Origin of the sequence: Aquabacterium sp. (assembly GCF_049317225.1) — a bacterium.
In the GTDB taxonomy this organism is placed as follows: domain Bacteria; phylum Pseudomonadota; class Gammaproteobacteria; order Burkholderiales; family Burkholderiaceae_C; genus Aquabacterium.
In genome coordinates, this window is record NZ_JBMOIR010000006.1 from 121,195 (window position 1) to 132,344 (window position 11,150).

Annotated in this window: 11 protein-coding genes and 1 tRNA gene; all 12 read left to right on the top strand. The window is 59.7% G+C overall.

Features of this window, described 5'->3' with window-relative positions; genetic code table 11:
* The first annotated feature begins 50 nt into the window (after positions 1-50).
* On the top strand, positions 51-914 hold the full coding sequence (locus ACOYNB_RS06700; RefSeq protein ID WP_422838338.1) for a flagellin domain-containing protein: 864 nt from the start codon (positions 51-53) through the stop codon (positions 912-914).
* 231 nt (positions 915-1,145) lie between these two features.
* On the top strand, positions 1,146-2,012 hold the full coding sequence (locus ACOYNB_RS06705; RefSeq protein ID WP_422838339.1) for a flagellin domain-containing protein: 867 nt from the start codon (positions 1,146-1,148) through the stop codon (positions 2,010-2,012).
* Between the two features lie 136 nt (positions 2,013-2,148).
* Positions 2,149-3,603 (top strand): flagellar filament capping protein FliD, encoded by a 1,455-nt coding sequence (gene fliD, locus ACOYNB_RS06710; RefSeq protein ID WP_422838340.1) that lies wholly within the window; start codon positions 2,149-2,151, stop codon positions 3,601-3,603.
* Between the two features lie 127 nt (positions 3,604-3,730).
* Complete coding sequence (gene fliD / locus ACOYNB_RS06715; RefSeq protein WP_422838341.1) at positions 3,731-5,035, top strand: flagellar filament capping protein FliD; 1,305 nt, start codon at positions 3,731-3,733, stop codon at positions 5,033-5,035.
* A 108-nt stretch (positions 5,036-5,143) separates the two neighbouring features.
* Positions 5,144-5,605 (top strand): flagellar export chaperone FliS, encoded by a 462-nt coding sequence (fliS, locus tag ACOYNB_RS06720; RefSeq protein ID WP_422838342.1) that lies wholly within the window; start codon positions 5,144-5,146, stop codon positions 5,603-5,605.
* Complete coding sequence (locus ACOYNB_RS06725) at positions 5,602-5,949, top strand: flagellar protein FliT (protein ID WP_422838343.1); 348 nt, start codon at positions 5,602-5,604, stop codon at positions 5,947-5,949. Before fliS ends, ACOYNB_RS06725 begins: the two co-directional genes overlap by 4 nt.
* Positions 5,950-5,962: 13 nt before the next feature.
* Positions 5,963-6,709: a flagellar brake protein gene (locus ACOYNB_RS06730; RefSeq protein WP_422838344.1), complete on the top strand. Its 747-nt coding sequence runs from the start codon at positions 5,963-5,965 to the stop codon at positions 6,707-6,709.
* Positions 6,710-6,754: 45 nt separating this feature from the next.
* Positions 6,755-7,696: a hydroxymethylbilane synthase gene (gene hemC / locus ACOYNB_RS06735; RefSeq protein ID WP_422838345.1), complete on the top strand. Its 942-nt coding sequence runs from the start codon at positions 6,755-6,757 to the stop codon at positions 7,694-7,696.
* Positions 7,672-8,535, top strand: a complete 864-nt coding sequence (locus ACOYNB_RS06740) for a uroporphyrinogen-III synthase (RefSeq protein WP_422838346.1) — start codon at positions 7,672-7,674, stop codon at positions 8,533-8,535. The genes hemC and ACOYNB_RS06740 overlap by 25 nt, the downstream gene beginning before the upstream one ends.
* Positions 8,536-8,640: 105 nt before the next feature.
* Positions 8,641-9,729 carry a uroporphyrinogen-III C-methyltransferase gene (locus tag ACOYNB_RS06745; protein ID WP_422838347.1) on the top strand — a complete coding sequence of 363 codons (1,089 nt, stop codon included), beginning with the start codon at positions 8,641-8,643 and terminating at the stop codon, positions 9,727-9,729.
* A gap of 24 nt (positions 9,730-9,753) precedes the next feature.
* Positions 9,754-11,007: a heme biosynthesis HemY N-terminal domain-containing protein gene (locus tag ACOYNB_RS06750; RefSeq protein WP_422838348.1), complete on the top strand. Its 1,254-nt coding sequence runs from the start codon at positions 9,754-9,756 to the stop codon at positions 11,005-11,007.
* 63 nt (positions 11,008-11,070) lie between these two features.
* A tRNA-Arg gene (locus tag ACOYNB_RS06755) sits at positions 11,071-11,147 on the top strand.
* The last annotated feature ends 3 nt before the right edge of the window (positions 11,148-11,150 follow it).

The following is an 11,150-nucleotide window of genomic DNA, read 5'->3' on the forward strand; positions in this document are numbered from 1 at the left end:
ATGAATGTCCGGCTGTCGCCGGTTAGTGATCGACCCAAAGGAGTTTTACCATGGCATCCACTGTCAACACCAACCTGGTTTCGCTCAACGCACAGCGCAACCTCTCTACCTCTCAATCTTCTCTGGCCACCTCCATGCAGCGCCTGTCTTCGGGTCTGCGTGTGAACTCTGCCAAGGACGACGCCGCCGGCCTGGCCATCTCCGAGCGCATGAATGCTCAAGTCAAGGGCATGAACGTCGCCGTTCGCAACGCCAACGACGGCATCTCGCTGGCTCAGACAGCTGAAGGCGCACTGGCCAAGGTTGGCGACTCGCTGCAACGCATGCGTGAACTGGCTGTGCAAGCCCGTAACGCCACCAACAGCAGCAGCGACCGCGACTCCCTGGACAAGGAATTCGGCGAACTGGCCAAGGAAATCCAGCGCGTTGTGGGCGGCACCACCTTCAACGGCAAGCACATCATTGGCAGCGATGCCGGCACCCTGACCTTCCAGGTTGGCGCCAACACCACCTCCGATGACACCATCGACCTGGTGACCACCAACATGGGCAGCGCAGCAACACTGAGCTCCGTGGCAGGCACTGACAATACCGGCTCCGGTCGCGCAGTGATCGACAGCTCGGCCACCGCAGGCGTGATCGCCACCGTGATCGACAACATCGACAAGGCCATCGACATGGTCAACGGTGAGCGCGCCACCATGGGTGCCTCGCAGAACCGCTTCGACGCCGTGATTTCGAACCTGCAGGTTTCGGTGGAGAACCAATCCGCCGCCAAGGCTCGCATCACTGATGCAGACTTCGCGACAGAAACCTCCAACCTGTCTCGCGCTCAGATCCTGCAACAAGCCGGTAATGCGATGGTCGCCCAAGCGAACCAGCTGCCACAGCAAGTGCTGAAGCTGCTGAGCTAATCAGCCAGCACCCAACAAAGCCCCGCCCTGGCGGGGCTTTTTCATTGCTCGACTGAGATTTGACCGTCATTTCAACCCCTTATCGCGGTTTTGCCAGCCGAACGCCTTGCCGACAATCACTCCAACAGGTTTCAAACCGTAGGACCTGTGGTCCGGCTCAGGGTCGGGTGTTGATGACAACACCGCAGGCGCTTCCGCCGGGAGTCACCGGCTTCTTGTGGAGTGTTCGAAATGGCACAAACGATCAACACCAATCTGGTTTCGCTCAATGCGCAGCGCAACCTCAATACATCCCAGTCATCCCTGTCGACCGCCATGCAGCGCCTGTCTTCCGGCCTGCGCGTCAACTCTGCAAAGGATGATGCCGCCGGCCTGGCCATCGCTGAGCGCATGAACGCCCAGGTCCGTGGCATGAATGTGGCCGCACGCAATGCCAACGATGGCATCTCGCTGGCTCAGGTGGCAGAAGGCGCACTGAGCAAGATTGGCGACTCGCTGCAACGTATGCGTGAACTGGCTGTTCAGGCTCGCAACGCCAGCAACTCCTCCAGCGACATGGATTCGCTGGACAAGGAGTTTGGCGAACTGGCCAAGGAAATTCAGCGCGTCATCGGCGGCACCACCTTCAACGGCAAACACATCATCGGCAGCGATGCTGGCACGCTGACCTTCCAGATTGGTGCCAACACATCGGGCGACGACACCATTGATGTGGCCACCACCAACATGGGTGCTGCGGCATTGATCTCATCCGTCGCCGGTACAGACAACACGGGCTCCGGTCGCAACGTGATCGACAGCACGGCTACCGTCGGCTCGCTCGCGACGGTCATTGACGGCATCGACAAAGCGCTCGACTTCGTGAATGACACCCGGGCGACGTTCGGCGCAACGCAGTCTCGCTTCGACGCCATCATCTCCAACCTGCAGGTGGCTGCAGAAAATCAGACTGCTGCACGCAGCCGCATCATGGACGCGGACTTCGCCGCAGAAACAGCGAACCTGTCGCGAGCACAGATCCTGCAACAAGCAGGCAATGCGATGGTGGCCCAGGCCAACCAGTTGCCACAACAGGTTCTCAAACTGCTGGGCGGTTGATTTCGGATCTTTACATCTTCGCCAGGCTCGATACCATTAAGTTTCGAGTCGCAGCGTCGAAATGGCTGATGTCTGCGATTGGCAGAGTCAGCCATTTGCACATCTGCTCGGCTCGTAGCCGCATCTGGAGCGCATCATGACCAGCACCACTTCCGCAACACTGACGTCCCTCGGACTGGGCAGCGGCCTGGATGCGGAAAGCATCGTGACGAAGCTGGTTGCCTTGGAGCGCCAGCCGATCACCAAACTGCAGACCGAAGCAAGCACGATACAAAGCAAGATTTCGGCTTTCGGAAAAATTCAGTCTGCTGTTTCCACGCTGCGAGATGCAGCGGCCAAACTGACGTCACCCGACCTCTGGTCAAGCACTGCAGCGACATCGTCAGACGAGACCATTGCCAAAGTCACGACCTCCAGCGGTGCAGCAACCGGCAACTATTCGGTCGTGGTCAGCAGCCTCGCCGCAGCACAAACCACCGTCACCGCCGCCTCCGTTGCCTCGTCAACCGCCACCGTCGGCTCCGGCACTTTGACCATCGACATTGGCTCATGGGCCGCAGACAACACATTCACGCAAAAGTCCGGCACTTCGTCGGTCAGCATCACGATTGCCAGCACAGATACGCTGGAAGGTATCCGCGACAAAATCAACAGCAGTGGCGCGGCCATCAAAGCGTCGATTGTCAAAGACGCCAGCACGGGTGCTGCCAAACTGGCTCTGAACTCGACAGCAACAGGGGCATCCAACGGCTTCCGGATTCAGGCGGATGCCAGCAGTACCGCTGGCGTTGCAGCGCTCGCCTTTGATCCTGCCAACAGCACAACTGGCACCACTCGCACACAGGCCGCCACCAACGCCTCGGCCACGATCAACGGCATTTCGGTCAACTCCGAGACCAATACCATCTCCGGTGCATTGACTGGCATCGACATCAAAGTCAGTAAAGTCAGCGGCACTGCGGTCAGTGTCAATGTCGATCAAGACAACACCACCATCACCGCCGCCATTCAGGCGTTTGCGACGGCTTACAGCTCGCTCTACAGCACCATCAAGTCCAACACCAAATACGACGACAGCACCAAGACTGCAGCAGCACTTCAGGGCGACACGACTGCGGTCGGCATGGGTAATCGCCTCAGGACAATGTTAGGGGCGAGCAGCGCGGCCTCAAGCGTGTTCTCATCGCTGTCGAGTTTGGGCCTCCAGGTTCAAAGCGGCGGCGCACTGACCGTCAACAGCACCAAATTGACCAGTGCACTGAGCAATCTGGCAGAAGTGAAAAAGGCCTTTGCGGCGGCGGATACCACAGGCAGTGGTGCGGACGGCTTCGCAACCCGCTTTCGTTCGCTTGCCGACGAACTGCTCGGCACAGAAGGGCCACTGACCAGTCGCACGAGCGGCTTGAACACACTGGTCAAGAACAACAGCAAGCGTCAGGACGAGTTGGATGCAAGGGCCACGCTGTACGAGAAGCGCTTGCGCGCACAGTACTCGGCACTGGACACCAAGATGTCCCAGATCAGCAGTACCAGCAACTATGTGACGCAGATGATCAATACGTTGAACGCGTCGAATAAAAGCAGCAGTTGATCGCCCCCGAAGGCCTTAAGTTTTCGCAACTCCTGCCGATAGTGAGCTTAAATCCATCGAAATAAGCAGTAAAACCAGTCTTATTTCGATTCATGAAAAGCAACACCGCGGTTAATAGGACTGCATCATGGCTTCGGTCACCCCCTCAGCAACAGTAGATGGCATCGACCCCGGTCTGATGGTCGGTGCTGTCGCGCAGGCGTCTCGTCCGAAATCCGAAATGTCGGATGCAGTGACCTCCGTTGACACGGAAGCGCGCATCTCGTCAGACGGCATGCTCCAGAACGCCTTGGCGGCGGTTGTGGACAGCAGCATGCGCATGGCGCAACCTGCAACTTGGCAGAGCAAGGCCGCTTTCAGCAGCCAGCCCGATGTTGTCAGCGCGACCAGCAAGGTGGATGCACCGTCCGTCAAGTTCTCGGTTCAGGTTGATCAGTTGGCATCGCCCCAGGTCACCACCGCCACCATGTTCGCGCCGTTCTCCACCACCGTTGGCATTGGCAACATCAACTTGTCTCTGGGTGAGTGGAATTCAAGCCTCAGCAGCTTCACGCCCAACCCTAACTGGCCCAAGGCCAGCGTCACGGCCGGCCCCGGGGACGTCAGCGTTGAAAAGCTGCGCGATCGCATCAACGCTGCAGGTGTGGGTGTCGTTGCCAATGTAATCAGTGACGCAACAGGCACCTACCTGTTGCTCCGCTCATCAGGATCGGGCGCACACCACGGATTCAAAGTTTCCGTCGACACCGCTGCAACTGCTGAGCCCACGCAAGCCGCTGCCCTTCAATCTTTGGGATTCAATCCAGCCGCGAGCGCGGAGGGCATGAAGCTCGCGCAGGCTGCGCAAGACGCCGAACTCAGTATTGATGGACAGGCCGTGACGTCATCGTCCAATCTGGTCCAAGATGCGGTTGCAGGCGTGGACCTGACCCTGAAAGCCATCAGCGACAAGCCTGTCGAAATCAAAGTCGACACCGACCGCGCCAGCCTCAAGAGCCTGGCTCGTGATTTCGTGTCGTCGTTCAACGAACTCCAGCAGCAACTGGAAGACCGTCCGCGCAACGACTCACCGGTTCGCGATGATGCGCAAGCCGTGCAGGCGAACCTGGCCAATATCTGGCAATCCTCCGACCACCCCGAGTTGAAGCGACAGCTCAGCCAACTCGGCATCCGAATGGATGATCAAGGGGCGTTGCAACTGGATGAGCGCAAGCTGGATGCCACGCTGGCAAAGCTGCCATCTGAAGGCGTGAACCTGCAAGCAATGGCGCAAATGGTGAGCAACAACTCCATTCAGACGTCTGCACAGAATGCTGCGGCGAAGCCGTCTCAGCCTACCCCTGGCAGTCAGGATCAAGGTACGAGCCCCTTGGCGAAGCAGCGCTTGATCGAGCGCTACACCGAAGCCTCGATCCCCGAAAACGCACCCTGATTCCCAGCCAATTCAACGGTTCCTGAGCACCCTTAGCGTTCAAGCTGCACACGTTGATGCCGATAACAAATCAACGCTGTTATCAGCACCAACCGCAAGAGTCTCAAGATGTACGCCACCGCCACAGGTTCATCAGTCAGCATGTTCAGTTCGCGCAATGTGAGCAACGCATACCGCCAGATTGACGTCCAGACCGGGGTCAACGGCGCGTCTGATCACCAGCTGATCAGCATGCTCTTCAACGGATTCTTCCAAAGCATTGGGCAGGCTCGTGTCGCCATGCAAAAGGGCGAGATTCCGGAAAAGTGTGCCGCGATCACCAAATGCGTTCGCATCGTCGATGAAGGGCTGAAGGCCAGTCTCAATCTGCAACAAGGCGGCGAGCTGGCTCAACAGTTGAACGATCTGTACGAATACGTGACACGTCGCTTGACGCAAGCCAATCTCCGCAATGATGTCGATGCACTCGATGAATGCGTCCGACTGCTCTCTCCGATTCGTGAAGCCTGGGATGCTGTCGCCCCCGGCCACAACGATGCCCCTCGCGCAGCCATGGAGATCCGAGCATGAACGCCCCCGAACTCATCTCCACAGCAGAAGACGATGTGCTGACCAGTAACCTTCTGAGTTACTACGAGGCCATCGAGCACGCGAGCCACGACATGCTCAACGCCGCCCGCAACGGCGACTGGGATACGGTTGTCAAACTTGAAGGCGCTTGCGCCGTCTTGATCGCCCAACTCAAGCATGCGTCCGAGTCTCGCGTCCTCGGGCAGGACGAAATGGCACTCAAGACGAGGATCATGCAAAGAATTCTCGTGAACGATGCCGAGATTCGCAATCTGGCTGAGCCATGGATCAACGACCTTGGTCGTATGATGGGCGCCCCTACAGAGCCGCACAAGATGCACTGATCTTCGTGTTTCCATGAGCAATGCCTTGACCTCTCGCGCTGCGGACACAGCGCTGGATGATTTCCGCCTCACCTCCTCCGTGGAGGTGAACGGCCTTTTGCGCCAGATGCAAAGCAGCAACACGCTGATCACCCTCAGCGGGCCTGAAGGTCACAGCTACACCACCCTCCTCTGGAGCGTTGACGAACCTCGCGGCACCATCAGTTTCAGCGGCGACAGCCGCAACGCGGGACTCCGCGCACTCCTTGCCTCAGGCGAAGTGCAGGCCGTGGCTTACCTTGACAGCATCAAGGTGCAGTTCGAGGTTGATGGTCTCATTCAAGTCCACGGCGGACAACACGAAATCATCAACGCCCGCTATCCGCGCGAGCTGTACCGCTTTCAGCGACGTTCGGCGTTTCGGGTCAAGCCTTTCATCAGCACAGGCCCCGTCGCCAGCTTCCAGCACCCAGCCAGCCCAGACAACATGGTTGCATTGCGTGTGCTGGACGTCAGCTTGAGCGGTGTTGCACTGCTGCTGCCCGACAACGTTCCTGCCATCGCCTCAGGCACCAAGGTTCCCAACTGCCAGTTGCGACTGGACGAAGAGACCTGGCTGGACGTCAGTTTGGTGATCCATCACGCCACGCCACTACCGGAGATCAAAGGTTTCCGGCTGGGTTGCGAGATCCACGACCTGGAGCCCGGCGACCGGAGCCTCCAGCAGTACATCAATCAGACACAAAAGCGTCATCTGGCCCTCGCTCCGCGCAAGGATTGACCTTGATCGCATTCATGAGCCCGATCGGCTGATAGCATCGGGCTCATGACCGTGTCTACATCTACTCCCTGGGTGATTGCCACCCGCGAAAGCCGCCTGGCCCTGTGGCAGGCCGAGCACGTCCGCGACATCCTGCAACGTCGCTTTGGACGCACCGTGAACCTCTTGGGCATGACCACCAAGGGTGACCAGATTCTGGATCGGGCATTGTCCAAGGTCGGTGGCAAGGGCTTGTTTGTCAAAGAACTCGAAGTCGCACTCGAGGAAGGCCGAGCCGATCTGGCGGTGCACTCCTTGAAAGACGTCCCCATGGAGTTGCCCGAGGGCTTTGTCCTGGCAGCCATCATGGAACGCGAAGATCCTCGCGATGCCTTCGTGTCCAACCGCTTTAACACGTTTGAGGAGTTGCCCCAGGGCGCCATCGTCGGCACATCCAGCCTGCGTCGACTGGTGCAGCTTCGGGCGCAGCGGCCAGACCTGAAAATCGAAGCGTTGCGCGGCAACCTGGACACCCGCTTGCGCAAGCTCGATGACGGGCAATACGACGCCATCATCCTCGCCGCAGCGGGGCTGAAGCGCCTGGGCTTGGCCGCACGCATCAAACAAGTGATCGACACCGATGTCATGCTGCCCGCAGCCGGACAAGGTGCACTGGGCATCGAGATCCGCAGTAACCACCCTGAGCTCCTGAACGCCCTGCAGTTGCTCGCGCATCAGCCAACATGGCTGGCCACACTGGCAGAGCGCGGCGTATCGCGGGCCATGGGGGGCAGTTGCTCCATGCCACTGGCCGCCTTTGCGGAATGGCACGGCGACACGCTGCATCTTCGCGCACTGCTCGGACACCCTGAGCATGCCCAAATCATCTGCGCAGAAGTGAGCAGTTGCCCGCAGTCCGACGCCGATGCGGACGCGATGGGGCGCCGCGTGGCCGCCGCGCTGAAAGAGCAGGCTGGCCCCGAATGGCTGGCCGCACTGACACTTTGAAGCAGGTCAAGGACATGCGCCTGCTGGTGACCCGGCCCGAACCACAAGCGTCGGCGTGGGTCGCAAACCTTCAGGCGAAAGGCTTTGACGCGCAAGCCCTGCCGCTGATGGCAATTTCGGGCCCGACTGATCCCGCGCCCGTGGTGGAGACTTGGCGGCAACTGCATACCCATCGCCTGTTGATGTTCGTCAGCCCTGCGGCGGCAGAGTGGTTTTTCCGCCTTCGGCCGGCAGACTGCCACTGGCCCGCAACCACCCTCGCGGCCTGCCCTGGCCCCGGAACGGCACGCACGCTCTCGGAACTGGGCGCCACATGCGGTTTGGCACGCGAGGCCATTGTTTGCCCGGACGTGAACGCCGAACAGTTTGACTCCGAGTCACTGTGGCCGTTGCTGCGTCCATTAGCGTGGCCACAGCAGTCCGTCCGCATCATCAGCGGTGGCGATGCCCGAGAAGCACAAGGCCGAAACTGGCTCACCGATCAACTCACCCAGTGCGGCGCACAGGTCTTGCCACTCTTGACTTACACGCGAGGCGCCGGCACCTGGACCCCCCGTGAGTCAGCACTGGCACATGCAGCCATTCGGGCACCGGATCAACATCTGTGGCTCTTCAGCAGTTCACAAGCGATTGATCACCTCACGCACACGCACCTGCCAGCCATCGCGGAAGCCACCGATTCGCTTTGGCACAAGGCCACCGCACTGTGCACACACCCGAGAATCGCGGAAAGTGCCCGGAAATTGGGCATCGACCACATCATCCAATGCAGACCGACCCTTGATGCCGTGGTTCAGGCACTACGCCAGCATGGTGCAGGCCACCCCACGTCTCACTGAGATGGCATCAATGCGGCACGTCTATACAATGAATTCATTGTGAGCGACGCAAACACCCCCTCCCCCGAAGCCACGCCGACACCTGCGCCCGCAGCTGTTTCGAGCGTGACGGTTCAACCCCATACCGCCAACTGGGTACGCTGGGCGGCGGCCGCCTTGTGCGTTGCCACGGGCTGCAGCGCCTGGGTAGCCTGGCAAGCACAAAAGCGCGTACAGGGTCTCGAACAGGAGTTGGTACGCCGGCAGCAGGACACACAGACACGAGCAGCCGAGGCGAACGTGCTTGCCAAGCAAGCGCAAGAGTTGTCTCGCGAGTCCGCCGCACGCACTGCTCTGCTCGAAACACGTCTCGCGGAGGTGGCGCTGCAACGCACACAGGTGGAGGATCTGATCCGCACCCTCAGCCAATCCCGGGATGAAAACCTCTTGGCTGACATCGATGCCAGCCTGCGTGTGGCCACTCAGCAAGCCACACTGACAGGCAGTGCAGAGCCCTTGGTCACCGCACTTCAGTCGGCTGACACGCGCCTCAGTCGGGCCAACCAGCCCCGCCTCGACAACGTCAGGCGCGCTGTCGCCAAAGATCTGGATCGCGTGAAGGCCACGCGAATTGCCGACCTGAGTGCATTGAGTATTCACCTGGATGAGGCCACTCGACTGCTTGACGAGGTCCCCTTGCTCAATCAGCCAACAACGGTAGCGCCACCCACATCTGGCAAAACACTCACCACCATGCCCAAGGCCAAGCCAGGCGCCGTGAATCAGCCGACGATCGCTGCATCAACCGCCGATGCGTCGGATGCAGAGCCTTCTTGGGCGCAAGGCATCCTGAACTGGACCAAGAGTGCAGCCAATACGGTTTGGCAGGAAACCAGAACACTGATCCGCCTGACGCGCGTCAATCAACCTGAAGGCATGCTGGTGTCCCCGGAACAAGGCTTTTTCCTGCGCGAAAACATCAAACTGCGCCTGCTGAATGCTCGCCTGGCGATTCTGAGTCGTCAGACAGCTCTGGCGACCGCTGATCTCCAGCAGGTGTCACAAGCCATTCCGCGCTATTTCGACACGGAGTCCAGAAAGACCCAGTTGTTGCAATCCATGGTGAAAGATGTGGTCGCCCAGTGTCAGCAGACTGCCCTGCCTCGCCCTGACGACACATTGGCAGCACTGGCCGCCGTGTCTGGTGGCCGCTGAACGGACAAAAGGACAGCTCCTCTCATGCGCTCCATCGTCTGGTTACTCCTGCTTGCTGTCGTTGCTGTCGTGGGTGCCACCGCGCTCGGCGCGAACGACGGCCTGGTCATGATCTATTGGTTGGGTTGGAGGGCGGATATCTCGCTCAACCTGTTTCTGCTCAGCCTGATTCTCTTTTTCCTGGCCATCTACACACTGATCCGCGGCCTGGACAGCCTGCTGGCCTTACCCGAGCGCGCCAAGAAATGGCGGACTGCACAACGAGACCGCCTGGCGCAGGCCGCACTGCGAGAGGGCCTGGCCCTTTATCTTGCGGGGCGCTACACGCGCTCACACAAGGCTTGCCAAAAAGCCATTTCCATTCAGGCGGACACACCTGATCTGGCATTGGATGCAGAATTCACGGCGCTGGCACACCTTCTGTCTGCCGGCAGCCTACATCGCCTGCAGGACCGCACCCGCCGAGATGAGCAACTGGTGCGCGCGCTGGACATGTCACAGTTGACGCGCAAGCCCCGCGCGACAGAGGAAGGCGCCCGACTGCTTGGTGCAGAGTGGGCCTTGGAAGATCGCGATGCCAACCGGGCTCTGCGAGATTTGAGCGAACTGCCACCTGGCGTGGCACGCAGAACGCAGGCGCTGCGCTTGAAGTTGCAAGCGACTCGACTGGCGAGACAGCCTGTGGAAGCCTTGCGGACAGCGCGCCTTCTGGCCAAGCACCAAGGGTTCACTTCGACCGCAGCAGAAGGATTGCTCCGCACCCTGGCAACCGAGACACTGGAAGCAGCCAGGGACGCAGATCAACTGCGTCAACTCTGGCAGATGCTGGACAAGCAGGACAAGCAGGACCCGCTGATCGTGGCGTACGCCGCGCACCGCATGGGCATGTTGGGCGCACACATTGAGGCCAGACAGTGGATTGCACCATTCTGGGACAAGCTGGGACAACTGCCTTCTGACGCAATCGAAGCCTTGTCCGGGGCACTCAGCGAAAATTTGTTGGGCTTGGAAGCCGAGTGGCTACCTCGACTGGACGCCACAACCCCATTGGCTTTGCGCAACCCCAGCATTGCACTCACCTTGGGTCTAGCGTTGGCTGAGCGCCAATTGTGGGGCAAGGCACGCGGCATGCTTTTGTCTGCAGCCAACGACCTGCAACTCGACCTCTCTCGTCGCCGCACCGCTTGGGCCAAGCTCGGCGAACTTTCAGAACGTGAGCACCGTCCTGAGGAGGCCGCACGTTTCTTCCGACTCTCAGCCGTCCCAGAGCGCGACTGAATTAGAAAAAACACAACACAGCTTCACACAAACAATAAAAGCATGCTATAGTCTCACTTCTCGGCGGCTGTAGCTCAGTTGGATAGAGTACTTGGCTACGAACCAAGGGGTCGTGGGTTCGAATCCTGCCAGCCGCACCAACA

What these genes read in the sequence shown, in the direction of transcription:
- ACOYNB_RS06700 (WP_422838338.1), top strand. Translation starts at nt 51, where the DNA reads ATGGCATCCACTGTCAACACCAACCTGGTTTCGCTCAACGCACAGCGC.
- ACOYNB_RS06705 (WP_422838339.1), top strand. Translation starts at nt 1,146, where the DNA reads ATGGCACAAACGATCAACACCAATCTGGTTTCGCTCAATGCGCAGCGC.
- fliD (WP_422838340.1), top strand. Translation starts at nt 2,149, where the DNA reads ATGACCAGCACCACTTCCGCAACACTGACGTCCCTCGGACTGGGCAGC.
- fliD (WP_422838341.1), top strand. Translation starts at nt 3,731, where the DNA reads ATGGCTTCGGTCACCCCCTCAGCAACAGTAGATGGCATCGACCCCGGT.
- fliS (WP_422838342.1), top strand. Translation starts at nt 5,144, where the DNA reads ATGTACGCCACCGCCACAGGTTCATCAGTCAGCATGTTCAGTTCGCGC.
- ACOYNB_RS06725 (WP_422838343.1), top strand. Translation starts at nt 5,602, where the DNA reads ATGAACGCCCCCGAACTCATCTCCACAGCAGAAGACGATGTGCTGACC.
- ACOYNB_RS06730 (WP_422838344.1), top strand. Translation starts at nt 5,963, where the DNA reads ATGAGCAATGCCTTGACCTCTCGCGCTGCGGACACAGCGCTGGATGAT.
- hemC (WP_422838345.1), top strand. Translation starts at nt 6,755, where the DNA reads ATGACCGTGTCTACATCTACTCCCTGGGTGATTGCCACCCGCGAAAGC.
- ACOYNB_RS06740 (WP_422838346.1), top strand. Translation starts at nt 7,672, where the DNA reads ATGGCTGGCCGCACTGACACTTTGAAGCAGGTCAAGGACATGCGCCTG.
- ACOYNB_RS06750 (WP_422838348.1), top strand. Translation starts at nt 9,754, where the DNA reads ATGCGCTCCATCGTCTGGTTACTCCTGCTTGCTGTCGTTGCTGTCGTG.